Genomic DNA, 15,816 nt, shown 5'->3' with positions numbered 1-15,816 from the left:
GGTAAAAGTCATGAGCGCATCACACTGCACCGCCTTCCTTGGCCACCAACGCGTGGCCGCCGGCTCTTATGCCGATGTCGCCAAAAAACTGAAAAACCTCGACCTGTCGACGGGCAGCTTGCTGGTGTTCGATGACGCCAGCGGCGTTCAAGTCGACTATCCCTGGCCCGCCGGTTACGCACCGCAGCAACCGACCGTCGCGGTGACCGAGGCCGACGTGCCGGCGTCACCTACCGTAGGCCGACCGAAGCTGGGGGTGGTCGCCCGTGAAGTGACCCTGCTGCCACGGCATTGGGAGTGGCTGGGGCAACAACGCGGCGGCGCCTCGGCGGCCTTGCGCCGGCTGGTGGATGAAGCGCGCAATGCCCATGCCGAGCACGATGAGCGACGCCAGGCCAAGGAATCCAGCTATCGTTTCATGAGCGCCCTGGGCGGCGACCTGCCGGGTTTCGAAGAGGCCTCGCGGGCGTTGTTTGCCCAGGACGGCGCCGACTTTTCCAACAAGATTGCGCACTGGCCAGTGGATGTGAAGTTGTACCTGGCCTGGTTGTCACGCAACGCTTTCCCTGCCTAATTGCATTGAGATCCGAACCTTCATGGAAGTCACCCAGCAACGACCGTTGTGGCAGATCTACCTGATCTTTCTGGCACCCATGGTGCTGTCCAATTTCCTCCAGAGCTTTTCCGGCACGCTGAACGGTATCTACGTCGGGCAGATGCTCGGTACCCAGGCGTTGGCGGCGGTGTCGGGGATGTTCCCCATCGTGTTCTTCTTCATCGCCCTGGTGATCGGCCTGGGGGCGGGCGCTTCGGTGTTGATTGGCCAGGCGTGGGGGGCCCAGGAAACCTCGATGGTCAAGTCGATCACCGGCGCCACCCTGACCCTCGGCGCCCTGATCGGGGTGATCGCGGCGGTGCTGGGCAGCGTGTTTGCCCGCCCGGCGATGCAGGCCCTGGGCACACCGGTGGATGTGCTGGATGACGCGGTGGGTTACGCGCAGATGATGATGCTGATCATGCCGCTGTTGCTGGTGTTCATCCTGTTCACCCAGCTGCTGCGGGGCGTGAGTGACACGGTGTCGCCGTTGCTGGCGCTGATGGTCTCGACCGCCGTGGGCCTGGTGCTGACCCCGGCACTGATCAAGGGCTGGCTGGGTTTGCCGCCGATGGGCATTCAGAGCGCGGTACTGGCAGGGCTGGTGGGTAACGCCCTGGCGATGACGTTTCTGGTGCTGCGCCTGCGCCATAAAAACCACGTGATGGCGCCGGATCGCGAGTTGATGGCGGCATTGCGACTGGACCGGGCGATCCTTGGCAAAGTGCTGCGTATCGGCTTGCCGACCGGGTTGCAGATGGTGGTGCTGTCGCTGTCGGAGTTGGTGATTCTGGCGCTGGTCAACAGCCATGGTTCCCAGGCGACGGCGGCGTATGGGGCGGTGACACAGATCGTCAACTATGTGCAGTTTCCGGCGTTGTCGATTGCCATCACCGCGTCGATTCTGGGGGCGCAGGCGATCGGGGCGGGGCGGCTGGAGCGGATTGGGCCGATCCTGCGCACGGGGATTTTGATCAACTTGTGCCTGACGGGTGGGTTGATTGTGTTGGGGTATGGGTTGTCGCACTGGTTGCTCGGTTTGTTCATTACTGACGTGGATGCGCGGGTCAAGGCTGAGCACCTGCTGCATATCATGCTCTGGAGCATTTTGGTGTTTGGCTTCCAGGCGGTGGTGGGCGGGATCATGCGGGCCAGCGGCGTGGTGCTGGTACCCGTGGGGATTTCGATCGTGTGCGTGTTGGGGGTGGAGTTGCCGGTGGCTTATCTGCTGAATGCGCGGTTTGGGCTGGAGGGGGTGTGGATGGCGTTTCCGGTGACGTATCTGGCGATGTTGGGGTTGCAGACGGCGTATTACCGGTTGGTTTGGCGGCATAAGCAGATCAAGCGGTTGGTGTGAGTTTGGGCGGATTGAGTCCATATCTGTTGCTGCGGTTCTGGTTGCTTAGGGCGCTGCGGCGGCACGGCGTGCGGGCACACCGCGCCCAAGGTCAAGCCCACCTCGTTTTCGCACCTTGGCTTATTTGAAGTGGGTATCGGCGATCGGCATGATGCTCGCCACACGCCAGCCATCCTTGCCCATGACCAGCGTCTGGCTGATCAGGAAGGTGCTGTCGGTAGGTGTTTCCGTTCTGGACATTCCCGGTACCACCTCGCGGTCGCCGCCGCCGATGAGGACTGTGTCAAATAGGGGCCTCCGTTTGATTCAGTGGTCGACAGATAACGTCCGGCGCGTCGGATCCCGCAGTGCGAGTTTTTGTCGCTGGCGTTCCTCGAGAAAAAACACCAGTTGCTCACAGGTCCTCGGGGCTGTGTCGATCACATGGCCGCCGTCATGCTCCAGGACCAGTGGGCGGGTGAACAGCGCCGCCACGTTATAGGAAAAACGCTGGGGAACAACAAAGTCTGTGCGGCCTATAACGTGAACCGATGGCAGGTCAAAGCTGGATTTGGATTCGTACAGCGACTGCAGCACCGGATCGTTGGCCAGGAAGCCACCGATCATGATCGCGAAGTCAAAGGCCAGGGGGAATTGTGCGCCTGGCCTCGCGTCTGGGGCGCGTAATCCCACCAGCAAGGCGGTCAATGCCGCTCCCTGGCTGAAGCCGAGTACGCCATCAAAGGGGCCCTGTGTACGAAAGGTTTCAAGCACCCAATCATAGGTGGTGGCCCAGCCTTGGTAATCCACTAGGGCCTGACCGACCCCGGGGCCGGTTTTTTGAGTCGAATGTTCCACCGCATGCCACCAGCCAAAATCGCCGTGGCTCAAACTCGGAGCGTCGACGTAAATGAACTCGGCCACGTGTTCCAGGTGTTGCTGCAGGAGGTGCATCTGACGGGCCAGGACCTTGGCGCTGCCGTGGTAACCATGCAAGCAGAGAATGCGCAGTTTTTTCATGATGAGTATCCAGGGGCGCGCACCGGGCTTGGAGTTGACCCGGTGAGTGCCATTTATTCAGAAGGTATCAGTGGCCGTAGCGTGCGACGAAGCTGGCTTTACCCAGCACTTTTTCGCCCAGGCCTCTGTTCAGGATGTACCCGTGCAGTGCCGCGCTGCCGGTGCGCGGAATGCCGCTTGCGGCTTCGACGTCCTCGACTGCCAGGGCATAGGCGCTGAAGATATAGGTGTGAGGTTTGTCACCCACCGGCGGGCAAGGACCACCGTAGTTGCCGTTGCCGCCGGTTACGCCGGTGTCGGTAAAGTCATTGACGCCGTTGAAGGCCGGCGCCGGAAGTTTTGCTGGCGTATTTCCTGCGCCTTGGGGCAAGCCCTTGGCTGACGCCGGAATGTTGTAAACCGTCCAGTGCCAGAAACCGCTGCCGGTCGGTTCATCCTGGTCCAGTACTTGTATGGCGATGGAGCGCGTGCCCGCAGGCAGGTTCGACCATTCGAGGGCAGGCGAGACGTTGCCTCCGGTGCAACCAAAGCCGTTCAAGACGTGGGTGTTGGCGAAGGTCCCGGACTTGAGGTCCGGGCTCGTCAAGGTAAAGGTCGACGCCGCCGAGGCGGCCCCGGTAAAGGCTCCCGCCAGCAGGATGCCGATCAGCGCGGCCCCACTGGGGATTGCGCGTAACCAGCGGGCAGGAGAGACAGTTTCAAGTTCGGATGTTCTTCGGTTCATCTATGTAGCACCTTGTTGTTTGGAGCGCTCAAGGTACTGAGGGGGGGAAGGCTCGCCCAGTTGTCGGGCTGCATGAGATTCTTGTGGAAAGTGCTGGAATGGGTGGCGTGAAAAATGCCTGCTATTGATCGCGTATGTGTTGCTTCATGAAGTCGATAAAGGCCCGAACCCGCTTCGGCACATAGTCGCGAGAGGGGTAGAGCAGCCAAAGTGTATTGTCGAAGTGGGTGGGGGTCGCTTCATGACCGGGGAACAGGTCCACCAGGCGACCTGCCGCCAAATCTTCCCTGACCAGCCAGTCCGGCAGCAGGGCGGGCCCGTGGCCGTCCAACGCCGCGCGGTGCAGGGTCAGAGAGTTGGAGACCACCAGCCAGCCGTCCACATCGACTTCTTCCACGTGGCCAGTGGTATCGCGCAGTTTCCAGGAGGAACGATAACCGTGCACCGAACAGCGCAGGCAGTCTCGTTGTTGCAGGTCCGACGGCATTCGGGGCTGGCCGTGCTGGCGGACGTAGTCGGGGCTGGCACAGATGTGGTAACGGATTTTCGCAAGGCGCGTACCGATCATCGAAGTGTCGGTATCCTGGCGCAGGCGCAGGGCTACATCGACCCGCTCGTTGACCAGGTCCACCAGGGTGTCGGTCAGCAATAAATCGATCTCCAGGGACGGATGCGCCGCCCGCAGTTCGGGCAGTAGCGGCATGATTACCGTATAACCGAAGGTCACCGAGGCGGTGACCCGGACGACGCCGGCCGTGTTGCCGGCGAGATCGCGGGCTTCATCGGCCGCTTGCTGCAGGTTCTGCAATAGCTTGCTGGCATAGTCGTGATAGATCTTGCCGGCCTCGGTCACCACCAGGCGGCGGGTGGTGCGCTCAAAGAGCCTGAACGCCAAGTCCCTTTCCAGCGCCGAGACGGCCCGGGTGACGGCTGACGGGTCGATGTCCAGCTTGCGTGCGGCGGCGGCAAAGCTGCCTTGTTGCACGACCTCGACGAATAGCTTGAGGTGTTCTGTGTCCACGGTGATGACCTGCTGATGATTATGCGGATCCTATATTCAGGCACCGTGGGGTAGCAATCGCCGCGACGAGTGATCGTTTGGGGCTGCGTACCCGGACGGCTGGAATGCGGGGAGCACTCAGCGCTGGGTGAAATAACGACTCGGCACCTCACCCAACACACGCTTGAACACCGTCGCAAACGCACTTGGGCTGCTATACCCCAAATCCAGCGCCACCCTGGTCACCGGTTCCCCATTGCCCAGCCGCACAATCCCCGCCAGCAGGCAGGCTTGCTGGCGCCACTGCAGGTAACTGATGCCGGTAGCCTGACGAAACTGCCGGGTAAAGGTCCGGCGGCTCATGCCGGCGTTGAGCGCCATGGCATCAATGCTGATTTCCAGCGAAGGCTCGGCCAGAAACCCTTCGCAAGCTTTCGCCAAGCGCGGCTCGGCAGGCAACGGCGCACTGAGCGGCAGCACCGGCATCTGGGCGATCTCGTGCAGCAGCAAGCCCATCAAATAGCTATCGCGGCCACCCATCGCATAACGCGCAGGCACCTCCACGGCCTTCTCCAGCAACTGCCCGAGCAGCGGCGACACGTCCAGCACCTGGCACGCTTGCGGCAACTCCAGCCGCCGCGCCGCCTGTGGGCGAATGTAGGTGTTGAGCATCGTCACCGGCCCGCGCATCAGCATGGCGTGGGACACATGTGGCGGCACCCAGATCGCGCGGCGGGGCGGCACGACCCAGTTACCGGTAGCGGTGTAGACCGTGATGACGCCCCGGCTGGCATACGCAAACTGGCCGCGTGGGTGCGCGTGGTCGGGGAACAACTGGCCGTCGGCATAGTCGATGGCGGTCACGACCACGTCGCGGGGGGTGTTTTCGTAGGGATGAATATCGGGCATGGCCTGATTCTAGCCTTTGTTGACCCACAATCGCAGGCGGGCCATCGCGGTTTGCGAAAAAATCTGCCGGATGCACGGCCTCTTGTCGTGCCAACCAGCAAATGGACCCCGTCACCATGAAGCACAAACACCTGTTACTGGCCGTCCTGGTGACGGCCGTGTGGGGATTCAACTTCCCCATTACCAAGCTGGGCCTGGCCGAGATCAACCCATTGTTGCTGACGGCCCTGCGTTTCACCCTGGCTGCGTTGCCTTGGGTGTTTCTGGTAAAACGACCCCAGGTGGCGGTGAAGTGGCTGGCGGCCTACGGCTTGATCTTCGGGGTGGCGATGTGGGCCTTGATCAACCTCGGGATCGCCATGGGTGTGCCGCCCGGCAGCGCGTCATTGCTGATCCAGTTCAGCGCATTTTTCACCCTGGGCTGGGGCGTGCTGCTGTTTCGTGAAAGCCTGTCCCTGCCGCAATTGATCAGCGTGGCGCTGGCGGCCATGGGCTTGGTGGGCATGCTGTTGGGTGTGCAGGGGGCGGCGACGATGCTGGGGTTTGCCCTGGTGCTGTTCAGTGCGCTGGCCTGGAGCATTGGCAATATCATCATCAAGGTCTCCGGGGTGCGGGAGATCTTTGCCTTCGTGGTCTGGGCCAGCCTGTTTGCACCGCTGCCGCTGGTGCTGTTGACGTGGCTGCTGGACGGCCCGCAAGCCTTTATCGCCTTGCCTGCTCAGTTGAACCGCGTGGCGTTGTTCTCGCTGGCGTTTCAGGTGTATGGCGCGACGCACTTCTGTTATTGGGGCTGGAACCTGCTGCTGCGCGAGTACCCGGTTTCCCGGGTGGCGCCCCTGTCACTGCTGATCCCGGTGTTTGGCGTCGTCAGCTCAATGCTGATTCTGGGGGAGCGCCCCGGGGTTTCCCAGTGGCAGGCCATGGGCTTGATTCTGTTGGCCTTGATCGTGGGAATGAAGAAGGGACGCCCGTTGTGGGTCAGGCAGGGCGGTCACGCTTGAGCAGGCCATACAGCGCGCTGTCCGAGATCTCATCGCCGACCACCCAGCGCTCGCGCAACAGGCCTTCGCGCACAAAACCCAGGCGCTCGAGCAATCTTGCGGAGCCCAGGTTGCGTGGGTCGATATCGGCTTCAAGGCGGCGCAGCCCGACGGTGTTGAAGCCGTGGTCGATCACGGCGCGGGCCGCCTCGCTCATGTAGCCCTTGCCCCAATGCTGGCGGTTCAGGGTGAAGCCGATTTCGGCACGACCGCATTGCTCATCCACATTGAACAGGTCGCAACTGCCGATCACCTCGCCGGTGGTCAGCAACTCCACCATGCACACCAGGTCTTCACCGGCAATCGAGGCTTCCATCAGTTGGCCGAAGCGTTCAACGGCCTGCTCGGCGCGGGTCATGGTGGGAAAGGAAAAGTAGCGCATGGCTTCGGGATCGGACCAGATGGCAAACAGCGCGCGCCAATCATCCTGATGGGGAGGGCGCAGGCCCAGGCGCTCGGTGGTGAGGAGAAAGGGGGCGAAAAAGGGCAGGGTCATAAGGTGCTCGTCCGTGAAAGTCACGGGCGAATGCTGCCGGGATTGGGCGGGTTGTACAAGGGTCAAGGAAAGAGGACGACGGGAAGCAATTGCTCCACTTAATAGGAAGCATTACTATTCACGCCCCGCCTCCCCAGTGCACCCAGATGACTCCTCAGCCGCCCCGCAGAACAGGCTTTTTCGAGCACTATGAAGAGTTGATCGGGACCTGGACGCGCCGCCTGAGAAACCGTCAGCAGGCCGAGGACCTGGCCCACGACACTTTTGTACGGGTGCTTGAGTCCGCGCCCGGCGCGGTTGAGCAACCTCGTGCCTATCTGCATCAAACGGCGCGCAATATCGCCGTTGACGCCTATCGCCGCGAAGACCGTCGGGAGGCGATGGCGCTGGAGGCCTTTGATCAGCGTTCGCCCCACAGTGGCGACCCGGAGCATTTCATGCACGCGATCCAGCTGGCGGACTCCATCGAGCGAGCCTTGGCCGAGTTGCCGGTTAATTGCCGCAAGATTTTCATCTGGCAAAAGATCGAAGGCCTGACCCAGCAGGAAATCGCCGAGCGCCTGGGCCTGTCTAAAAACATGGTGGAAAAGTATATGATCCGCACCCTGCGGCATCTACGTGACCGCCTGGACGCGATGGCCCCATGACCCATGCCCGCTTTGAAACAGGACCTTCCATGATGGATACCCGTGAGTGCGCCTGCGGCAGTGCGACGGCCCGCGATGAGGCGGCGCAGTGGTTTGTGCGTGTGCAGGACAGCCCGTTGAGCGTCGAAGAACGCGAGCGTTTTGATGCCTGGCGTGCGGAGCATGCCGAGCACCAGTACGAATTTGATGTGCTGCAGGGTTTGTGGAGCGCCACTGACCTGGTGCCCAAGGCGCGCTTGCAGGCGTTGTGCGATGCCCCAGAACCGCGTGCGAAGCGCCGGCCAGTGCTGCGCTATGGGGCGGCGGCGAGTGTGCTGGCGGTGGCCCTGGGCCTTGGGTTGTTCAGTGGCCTGGATCATCCGGCGACGTACAACGCCGAGTTCAGCACCGCGCTGGGGGAGCGCCGGCAGGTGGCGCTGCCCGACGGCTCGCTGATGGATTTGAACAGCCGCAGTGTGGTGGCGGTGCATTACGTAAAAGGGCAGCGCGGCATCGAACTCAAGCAGGGCGAGGCGATGTTCAGTGTCGAGCATGACAGCAGCCGGCCCTTTGTGGTGTCGGCCGGGGCAGGGCAGGTGACGGTCACCGGTACGCGTTTCGACGTGCGCCGCGATGACGACCAGACCCGTGTGGTGGTCGAGGCCGGTACGGTCAAGGTGCAAGGGCGCACATCCGATGCCATCGTGATGCTTACGGCCGGCCGGGGCACCCATGTGGATACCCAAGGCCACGTGGCGGCTGCCTACGCCGTCAACCCCGAAGAACTGACGGCCTGGCGCACCGGCAAGCTGGTGTTCAACAACGCCACCCTCGGCGAAGTGGTCCGGGAAGTCTCGCGTTACCGCGAGCAACCCTTGCGGGTCAGTGCACCTGCGGTGAGCAACCTGCGGTTGACCAGTGTGTTCAAATCCACCGACACCGATGCCTTGCTCAAGGCCTTGCCGCATATTCTTCCGGTGGCCTTGCGCACCTTGCCCGACGGTAGCCAGGAAATAATTTCACGATAGATTCAGGTTTTTTCCGAGTTCTTCGTCTTCTTGTGCAACTGCAACTGGTTTGCATTAACAGCCGCACTCTCTTGCGATCACAGGACGCCGTTCGACGTGAAAAAACTCGCCGTGAAAAACAATAAGTCATCCCGTTGGGCACCCTTCGCCCTGGCACTGGCCGTCAGCGCCGCACTGCCGGCAGCCTATGCTGACGACGCGATTCATATCCAGGCCCAGTCCCTGGGGGCGGCCTTGAGCCAGCTGGGTCAACAGACGTCGCTGCAAGTGTTTTTCAGCCCCGACATGGTGGCCGGCAAACAAGCCCCGGCCGTCGACGGCAAGCTGTCGCCAGAACAAGCCCTGCGCCAATTGCTGCAAGGCAGCGGCCTGGATTACCAGATCGACGCCGGCTCTGTGACCTTGCGCCCGCTGGGTAAAGGCACCGGCGAAGCAGGTTCGCCGCTGGAGCTGGGTGCCACCGACATCAAGGTGGTGGGCGACTGGCTGGGCGATGCAAATGCCGAAGTGGTGCAGAACCACCCCGGCGCGCGCACCGTGGTACGTCGTGAGGCCATGGTGGAGCAGGGCGCGATGAACGTCGGTGATGTGCTGCGGCGCATTCCCGGCGTGCAGGTGCAGGAAGCCAACGGCACCGGTGGCAGCGATATTTCCCTTAACGTCGGCGTGCGCGGGCTGACCTCACGCCTGTCACCACGTTCCACGGTATTGATCGATGGCGTTCCGGCGGCATTCGCCCCTTACGGTCAACCGCAGTTGTCGATGGCGCCGATTTCCTCGGGCAACCTGGACAGCATCGACGTAGTGCGCGGCGCGGGCTCCGTGCGTTATGGGCCACAGAACGTCGGCGGAGTGATCAACTTTGTGACCCGCGCCATTCCGGAAAAATTCTCCGGTGAAGTCGGCACCACCCTGGAGACGGCGGCCCATGGCGGCTGGAAGCATATTGAAAACGCTTTCATCGGCGGCACCGCCGACAACGGTATCGGTGCTGCGTTGCTGTATTCCGGGACCAAGGGCGATGGTTACCGCGATCGCAACAACGGCAACGACATCGACGACGTGATCTTCAAGACCCATTGGGCGCCGACTGATCAAGACGATTTCTCGCTGAACTTCCACTACTACGACGCCAGCGCCGACATGCCCGGCGGCCTGACCCAGAAGCAGTACGACGCCAACCCGTATCAATCGGTGCGTGACTGGGACAACTTCAATGGCCGGCGCAAGGATATGTCCTTCAAGTACATCCGGCAGATCGACGACCGCACCCAGGCTGAAGTGTTGACGTACTACTCCGACAGTTTTCGCGGCAGCAACATTGCCAACCGCGACCTGAAAACCCTGGGTTCCTACCCGCGCACCTACTACACCTTCGGCATCGAGCCGCGGGTGTCCCACGTGTTTGACCTGGGGCCGAGCACCCAGGAGGTCAGCGTCGGTTATCGCTACCTCAAGGAAGGCATGCACGAGCAGGCCACCAGCCTGGCGCTGGTCAATAACGTGCCGACGCCGGTGGGCCAGAATGACGGCCACGTGTACCAGGACCGTACCGGCGGCACCGAGGCCAACTCGTTCTACATCGATAACAAGATTGATATCGGCAAGTGGACCGTTACCCCGGGCATTCGCTTTGAGCAGATCCGCACCGAATGGCACGACCGACCGGTAGTCGCCCTGAATGGCACCACGGTCCAGGAGAAACGTCGCGAGATTCACAACAACGAACCGCTGCCGGCCCTGAGCGTGATGTACCACCTCTCCGATGCCTGGAAACTGTTCGCCAACTACGAAACGTCCTTCGGCAGCCTGCAGTACTTCCAGCTGGGCCAGGGCGGTAATGGCGACCAGACCGCGAACGGCCTGAACCCGGAAAAAGCCAAGACCTACGAAATCGGTACCCGTTACAACGACGACGTCTGGGGCGGTGAAGTGACGTTGTTCTACATCGACTTCTCGGACGAGTTGCAATACGTCAGCAACGATGTGGGCTGGACCAACCTCGGCGCCACCAAGCACGAAGGCATCGAAGCGTCGGCCCATTACGACCTGTCGAACCTGGACCCGCGCCTGGACGGCCTGACCGCCAACGCCGGCTTCACCTACACCAAGGCCACCTCCGAAGGCGACGTTGCCTTCAAGGGCCGCGACTTGCCGCTGTACTCCCGTGAAGTGGCCACCCTGGGGCTGCGTTACGACATCAACCACTGGACCCACAACCTGGACGTCTACGCCCAGTCCGGCCAGCGTGCGCCGGGCACCGGCACGACTTACATCACTCAGCCGACCGCCGATGGCCAGTACGGGGACATTCCTGGCTATGTCTCGGTGAACGTGCGCAGCGGTTATGACTTCGGCGCGCAGTTGTCGAACCTGAAGCTGGGCGTCGGCGTTAAAAACGTGTTCAACCAGGAGCACTACACCCGCTCCAGCGACAACAACTCGGGGATTTACCTGGGCGAGCCCCGCACGTTCTTTGTGCAGGCCAGCGTCGGGTTCTGATACCCGGGTATCGGTACTGCTGTGTGGTGAGGGACAAGCGCCCTCGCCACCGCCTTTCTTCCTACTGTTCTGCGCACGATTTTCTGCGTCCGCAGGAACTCAATCCGACAGGTCTACCACACAAGGAGGTGCCCACTTTCCGTGGGATACCTTGTATCGTCGAGGTGTCTTTGAGACGGGAGTGAATCGTGTCAATACGCCGAACTGGAGATACCTATGTCGGTCACTGTATCCAACCCATCTGTTGCCAACCCCTCTGATAACGCCGCGCCGCGCAATCCTGATGCAGCCACATCGACGCTGCCACGCTCACTTCCCGGGCAGGGGGCGATCCACATCAGTTTCATTGCGCCACAAAATGGCGCCGGCCCGGTGTACTCGAATTGGCCGACGACGCAGAGCCCGATGGATCCCCGTGGCGCCGCCAACAGCTCATTCCCGGCGTCCCATCCAAACTCGTTCCTGGGCGGGCTGATCGGACAGCTTCAGAGCTTTCTGCACAAGCTGCAGTCGATGTTCAATCCCTTCCGGCCCGGCCCCGGTTATGGTCGTCCTGACCCTTTCAATCCGCACAGGCCTAATCCGGGGTACTGCCGTCCGCCACAACCCGGCATCGGCATTCCGAAGCCGGTCAGGCCTGATCCGGATTTTTCCGACCGCAACCACGACACGCTCAGCCAGATGCTCAGGGACAACTTCGGTGCGTTCACGGCGCCGGGCAAGTCCTACATCACGAAAGAAAGTCTGGAGCAGATCGCGGGTAAATCGATGACCGGTCACCCGGCCACGGATCGAAATATTGCCCTGGCCCAGGCGTTGCTCAAACGCCCGGAACTGATGGATGCCCTTGACCGAGAGGGCAAGACCGGCAGGTTGGACGGCCGGATTACCCTGGCGGATGTCAATGCAGTCATTCGCTCCGACAGCCCGTTGAAATACCAGACCGACAAACAGCTCGCCGAACAGATGCTGGAGAAATTCAATGCCCTGAAAGGCAGTTTCCGGAAAAACTCCATCAGTATCAACGATTTGAAAAGCTTGGCCGCATCGCAATTCACGGGGGACCCGAAGCGGGACCCACTGATCGAGTTGGCCAGGGAAGTCACTCAGCGCTCAAGTTTATTGACGCTGATGGATGCCCTTGACCGCCGGTATGACGGCGAGATCGGCAAGGACGCCCTGCGCTGGCTGTCTCGCTGAGCCTGTTTTACCCCGATCACGCCGCGACCCTTTCGCGGCGTGATGACCTGTCTTGATCAATCCGCTGCTTTTACTTTCCCAGCGAGGGCTTAGACATGACATCAACGTCGTTTGGGTCACGCAATCCTGGCCCCCCGTCAGCCTGCAATCCGCCGGCTGATTGTGATGTTTTGCCGCAGGCTATAAATCGCGAGCAGGGTGCCGAAGCCCGGCGAGTGAAGAACTTCACCGGGCAGCACAAATTTCAGGCCCCGGCGGCTGACGACTTCATCAAAGGCATGTTGCCTCACGGGCAGTTGCCTGCCTCCCACGCGTCTGGGTTATGCCCGTTTCGCGCGGTGATGGGCGCTATGGTCGCAGCGATCAAAGGCCTTTGGCAGGAGACGAAACCGACCTCGCCAGGGGCTCGAAAAGCCGACTGATTCTTCGGTTTTTACATGTTGTCATTGGAACACTTCTCTATCGCGGAACCATTGCCACCGGCACACCACACACCTTTGGCCTGTTTTCACATCAGCGACACGGCGATTGCCGGCGTGATGACCAGGTCAATGTGGAACCGGAAAAGGGTGGAAATGAATCATGAAAATCAACGGTGGGTCGGTCTGCCAGCAGCTCGGTGCTTCATCCTGTATTGCCCCGGCACTGGACGACAGTGCACGGGCAATTCACGTCGCTTCAAGTGAGCCCGGTGAGGCTGCCCGAAAGCACAGCAATCAATCCGGCGGGGCGCCTGTCCGGTCATCAGGCTATCGGCCTCCTTTGCGGGGAGAGAGTCACTGCAGGAGTTTGCTGCAACACCTGGGGCTTCAGAACGATGTGGCCAGTCGCCCCCGTGGGCCCAATCCCTACATTCGTTTGCCGGATAGCGATTTGGTGAGCGCGGCGAATGCCCAATTTTCTATGCTGAAAAAACTCCATGAGAGCTGACGGACTGAAGCTGGCTTCACTGCAACGAATCGCCAGTAAAAAACTCGGCGCCAGCCGGGAGGCCGACAGCGCTATCCTGCTCGCCAAGGCGATCGTCCAGCGTCCGCGGCTGATCGATGCGATCCTCGACCAGGACGGCTACATCACCCGGGAAAGCCTGGCACAGGCCGAAAACGTCGTGTTCGGCAACAGCGATCCCAGTGCCTTCAGCCCGGACCCTTTCCATGCCAAGAGCAACGCCGAGCTTGTCCAGGTATTCAAGGCGATGTTTAGCGAGTTGCGTGACAGGTCCCGGGACCGTAAGGGCTTCTTTGAATACATCGGCTACGTCAATATCGAGTTGCTGGTTGCCATGAGCAAGGACCCCGACGAACTCGACAGCCAGGGTAAACCCGTCCTGGACCCCGCCTCTGGGCTGGCGCGAAAAAAATACGATGAACAGCAGGTGTATATGGCGAAGAATATTGTGGACCGGCCCGGGTTATTGCAGTCCCTGAAAAACGCCCACGGCAGTGGTCGGCGTATTTTTGGCAGCCATCATCAAGAGGGTTGGCTCAGTAACAAAACCCTTGATCGCTGGCTCGAGCACAATAAAACCAGATAGTCCGGGGTAACGCCTCAACGAATGAGGCGTTATGGGGTTGTCCCGTCAAACCCGCACTATTTTCCCGCTGATCGCCACACCGATCAGCAGCACGGCAATCAGCACAAAGGCTGTGCTCAGGCTGCTGCCATGGGCGATAAAGCCGATCACCGCAGGGCCGGCGAGAATGCCGGTGTAACCCAGGGTGGTGATGGCGGGCACGGCAATGTGTTCCGGCATGACGGTCTGCTTGCCGACGGCGGTGTACAGCACCGGTACGATATTCGAACACCCGGCACCTACCAGGGCATACCCCAGCAAGGCGGTTTCCCACGCAGGAAACAGCGTCGCCAGCAACATACCGGCCGCTGCAAGAGCGCCACCGAACACGATCACCCGGGTCGCCCCCAGGCGGCGAACAATCCTGTCACCTGTAAGGCGCCCGACGGTCATCGTCAAGGCAAAGGCTGCGTAGCCAAGGCCTGCATAGGCTTCGTCAAGGCCGCGCTCGGCACTCAGGAATACTGCGCTCCAATCCAGCACGGCGCCTTCGGCGAGAAACACGATGCAGCACAGGCAACCGATAAACAGCACCACGCCGTGGGGCACGGCAAAGGCCGGCCCGGAGCTTTCGCTGCCGTAGGGCAGCAAGTGTGGCCCGGCCTTGAGCAAGGCCACCGCGATGACAACGATGACGGCGAGGGTGGCCTGCAACGGCGATAACCCCAACCCCAGCAACCCGCTGACCCCCGCCGCACCGACAATCCCGCCCAGGCTGAACAGCCCGTGAAAGCCCGACATCATGGTCTTGCCGCTGGCTCGTTCGACCATCACCGCTTGGAGGTTGACCGTGGAGTCCACCGTGCCAAGGCCGGCGCCAAATACAAACAGCGCAGCCATCAGCAGCGGAACCGAGGTGACGGTGGCGAGCATCGGCAGGCCCAGGCAGATCAGGATTGTCCCGCCGGTGGCCACTCGCCGGATGCCAAAGCGAGAGGCCAGGGCCCCTGCGACCGGCATCGCGATCATCGACCCTACGCCGAGGCACAGCAGCAACAGGCCCAGGGTGCCCTCATTGAGTTGAGCACGGGCCTTGGCATAAGGCACCAGCGGTGCCCAGGCGGCGATGCCGAAACCTGCGATAAAAAACGCGATGCGGGTGGACATTTGTTCCAGCCGCCCGGGTACCACGGGCGCTGGGGTGCTGATGGCGGTCATGACAAATCCTTGGTTTTGCGTTCAACGAACGATGTGCAGCGCAACATCCTTGCACATCAGGCCGTATCGAGCGAGCCGGGTTCCCTTGGCATGCCTGAACACAGCGCCAACAATTTTTTCCAGGAGCATGGAACGCGATTGGCCGTCCCAACCACTATCAGCCTGTAGGACGAGTAATCGTCTGTTGTGCGAGGTGGTCTGGAAGGTGCGTAATCCCCGCGAGAACTGGCGAACCCCGGGATTCTTGTGGTGGATTACCACCTTCCAGGCCGACCCTCTCACTTCAGCAGCCGGGCCAGCTCGGTATCCCGCACCTGCAACACCTCAAACAAACCCAGGGCTTGCAATGCGGGGAGGGCCTCCAGCATGTCCTGTTCGGCCAGCAATCGCTGTTCGCCCGGAGTGGCCGGATCGCACCAGGTTCTGGCGTTGGCGAGGAATGCCCCCACCGTACCTTTGCGCACTGTCACGCCATTGAATTGGCCTTGGTCGAGATGATCGGGAAGCAAGTCTTCTGCACGCATGACGGAGTCCTCAATGAATGAATCCGCAGTCTAGGCGCACACATGTGGTTACACTGCCTTATTCGGGTCATTCAATACGGTAAAG

The 15,816-nt window shown here is 61.3% G+C and carries 15 protein-coding genes; 8 read left to right on the top strand and 7 right to left on the bottom strand.

The window, feature by feature from the left end; translation table 11 throughout:
• The first annotated feature begins 10 nt into the window (after positions 1-10).
• Together LIY45_RS23195 and LIY45_RS23190 are read left to right on the top strand one after the other, a co-directional pair.
• On the top strand, positions 11-574 hold the full coding sequence (locus tag LIY45_RS23195; RefSeq protein WP_226477731.1) for a DUF2239 family protein: 564 nt from the start codon (positions 11-13) through the stop codon (positions 572-574).
• A 22-nt stretch (positions 575-596) separates the two neighbouring features.
• Positions 597-1,952 carry an MATE family efflux transporter gene (locus LIY45_RS23190; protein WP_017479799.1) on the top strand — a complete coding sequence of 452 codons (1,356 nt, stop codon included), beginning with the start codon at positions 597-599 and terminating at the stop codon, positions 1,950-1,952.
• A 306-nt stretch (positions 1,953-2,258) separates the two neighbouring features.
• On the opposite strand, the gene LIY45_RS23185 is transcribed toward LIY45_RS23190, so the two are convergent.
• From LIY45_RS23185 to LIY45_RS23170, 4 genes are all read right to left on the bottom strand, one after another.
• On the bottom strand, positions 2,259-2,951 hold the full coding sequence (locus LIY45_RS23185; RefSeq protein WP_226477730.1) for a serine hydrolase family protein: 693 nt from the start codon (positions 2,949-2,951) through the stop codon (positions 2,259-2,261).
• 67 nt (positions 2,952-3,018) lie between these two features.
• Positions 3,019-3,675 (bottom strand): YbhB/YbcL family Raf kinase inhibitor-like protein, encoded by a 657-nt coding sequence (locus LIY45_RS23180; RefSeq protein WP_226477729.1) that lies wholly within the window; start codon positions 3,673-3,675, stop codon positions 3,019-3,021.
• A 121-nt stretch (positions 3,676-3,796) separates the two neighbouring features.
• Positions 3,797-4,696 carry a LysR family transcriptional regulator gene (locus LIY45_RS23175; protein ID WP_226477728.1) on the bottom strand — a complete coding sequence of 300 codons (900 nt, stop codon included), beginning with the start codon at positions 4,694-4,696 and terminating at the stop codon, positions 3,797-3,799.
• 117 nt (positions 4,697-4,813) lie between these two features.
• A complete protein-coding gene (locus LIY45_RS23170) occupies positions 4,814-5,584 on the bottom strand; it encodes a helix-turn-helix transcriptional regulator (protein WP_226477727.1) in 771 nt (256 codons plus the stop codon).
• A 116-nt stretch (positions 5,585-5,700) separates the two neighbouring features.
• Between LIY45_RS23170 and LIY45_RS23165 the strand changes: the two genes are divergently transcribed.
• Positions 5,701-6,585 carry an EamA family transporter gene (locus tag LIY45_RS23165; protein ID WP_226477726.1) on the top strand — a complete coding sequence of 295 codons (885 nt, stop codon included), beginning with the start codon at positions 5,701-5,703 and terminating at the stop codon, positions 6,583-6,585.
• On the opposite strand, the gene LIY45_RS23160 is transcribed toward LIY45_RS23165, so the two are convergent.
• The gene (locus tag LIY45_RS23160; protein ID WP_177036032.1) at positions 6,563-7,120 is read right to left on the bottom strand and encodes a GNAT family N-acetyltransferase; all 558 of its coding nucleotides are present in this window, start codon (positions 7,118-7,120) and stop codon (positions 6,563-6,565) included. The two genes, LIY45_RS23165 and LIY45_RS23160, sit on opposite strands and share 23 nt — an antisense overlap.
• A 146-nt stretch (positions 7,121-7,266) precedes the next feature.
• Between LIY45_RS23160 and LIY45_RS23155 the strand changes: the two genes are divergently transcribed.
• The 5 genes from LIY45_RS23155 (at position 7,267) to LIY45_RS23135 (ending at position 14,010) form a co-directional block, all read left to right on the top strand.
• The gene (locus tag LIY45_RS23155; RefSeq protein WP_226477725.1) at positions 7,267-7,767 is read left to right on the top strand and encodes a sigma-70 family RNA polymerase sigma factor; all 501 of its coding nucleotides are present in this window, start codon (positions 7,267-7,269) and stop codon (positions 7,765-7,767) included.
• A 32-nt stretch (positions 7,768-7,799) separates the two neighbouring features.
• Positions 7,800-8,774 (top strand): FecR family protein, encoded by a 975-nt coding sequence (locus tag LIY45_RS23150; RefSeq protein WP_226477742.1) that lies wholly within the window; start codon positions 7,800-7,802, stop codon positions 8,772-8,774.
• A 96-nt stretch (positions 8,775-8,870) separates the two neighbouring features.
• Entirely contained in the window at positions 8,871-11,276 is a 2,406-nt protein-coding gene (locus LIY45_RS23145; protein WP_226477724.1) for a TonB-dependent receptor, read from the top strand.
• A 216-nt stretch (positions 11,277-11,492) separates the two neighbouring features.
• Positions 11,493-12,476: a type III secretion protein gene (locus LIY45_RS23140; RefSeq protein WP_226477723.1), complete on the top strand. Its 984-nt coding sequence runs from the start codon at positions 11,493-11,495 to the stop codon at positions 12,474-12,476.
• Positions 12,477-13,395: 919 nt separating this feature from the next.
• Entirely contained in the window at positions 13,396-14,010 is a 615-nt protein-coding gene (locus LIY45_RS23135; protein WP_226477722.1) for a type III secretion effector protein, read from the top strand.
• A 45-nt stretch (positions 14,011-14,055) separates the two neighbouring features.
• Here LIY45_RS23135 and LIY45_RS23130 read toward each other — a convergent pair whose 3' ends face one another.
• Together LIY45_RS23130 and LIY45_RS23125 are read right to left on the bottom strand one after the other, a co-directional pair.
• Positions 14,056-15,207 carry an MFS transporter gene (locus LIY45_RS23130; protein ID WP_017476180.1) on the bottom strand — a complete coding sequence of 384 codons (1,152 nt, stop codon included), beginning with the start codon at positions 15,205-15,207 and terminating at the stop codon, positions 14,056-14,058.
• 278 nt (positions 15,208-15,485) lie between these two features.
• A complete protein-coding gene (locus LIY45_RS23125; RefSeq protein ID WP_226477721.1) occupies positions 15,486-15,731 on the bottom strand; it encodes a hypothetical protein in 246 nt (81 codons plus the stop codon).
• Positions 15,732-15,816: the final 85 nt, after the last annotated feature.

It is taken from the genome of Pseudomonas sp. MWU16-30323, from assembly GCF_020515595.1.
Taxonomy (GTDB): domain Bacteria; phylum Pseudomonadota; class Gammaproteobacteria; order Pseudomonadales; family Pseudomonadaceae; genus Aquipseudomonas; species Aquipseudomonas yamanorum.
Note: the sequence above shows the minus strand (reverse complement) of the source record. Positions and strands in the feature narration are given on the sequence as shown.

Coding starts and splice junctions, on each gene's coding strand:
- LIY45_RS23135 (WP_226477722.1), top strand. CDS start 13,396: ATGAGAGCTGACGGACTGAAGCTGGCTTCACTGCAACGAATCGCCAGT.
- LIY45_RS23190 (WP_017479799.1), top strand. CDS start 597: ATGGAAGTCACCCAGCAACGACCGTTGTGGCAGATCTACCTGATCTTT.
- LIY45_RS23165 (WP_226477726.1), top strand. CDS start 5,701: ATGAAGCACAAACACCTGTTACTGGCCGTCCTGGTGACGGCCGTGTGG.
- LIY45_RS23160 (WP_177036032.1), bottom strand. CDS start 7,120: ATGACCCTGCCCTTTTTCGCCCCCTTTCTCCTCACCACCGAGCGCCTG.
- LIY45_RS23155 (WP_226477725.1), top strand. CDS start 7,267: ATGACTCCTCAGCCGCCCCGCAGAACAGGCTTTTTCGAGCACTATGAA.
- LIY45_RS23180 (WP_226477729.1), bottom strand. CDS start 3,675: ATGAACCGAAGAACATCCGAACTTGAAACTGTCTCTCCTGCCCGCTGG.
- LIY45_RS23195 (WP_226477731.1), top strand. CDS start 11: ATGAGCGCATCACACTGCACCGCCTTCCTTGGCCACCAACGCGTGGCC.
- LIY45_RS23125 (WP_226477721.1), bottom strand. CDS start 15,731: ATGCGTGCAGAAGACTTGCTTCCCGATCATCTCGACCAAGGCCAATTC.
- LIY45_RS23130 (WP_017476180.1), bottom strand. CDS start 15,207: ATGACCGCCATCAGCACCCCAGCGCCCGTGGTACCCGGGCGGCTGGAA.
- LIY45_RS23140 (WP_226477723.1), top strand. CDS start 11,493: ATGTCGGTCACTGTATCCAACCCATCTGTTGCCAACCCCTCTGATAAC.
- LIY45_RS23150 (WP_226477742.1), top strand. CDS start 7,800: ATGGATACCCGTGAGTGCGCCTGCGGCAGTGCGACGGCCCGCGATGAG.
- LIY45_RS23170 (WP_226477727.1), bottom strand. CDS start 5,584: ATGCCCGATATTCATCCCTACGAAAACACCCCCCGCGACGTGGTCGTG.
- LIY45_RS23185 (WP_226477730.1), bottom strand. CDS start 2,951: ATGAAAAAACTGCGCATTCTCTGCTTGCATGGTTACCACGGCAGCGCC.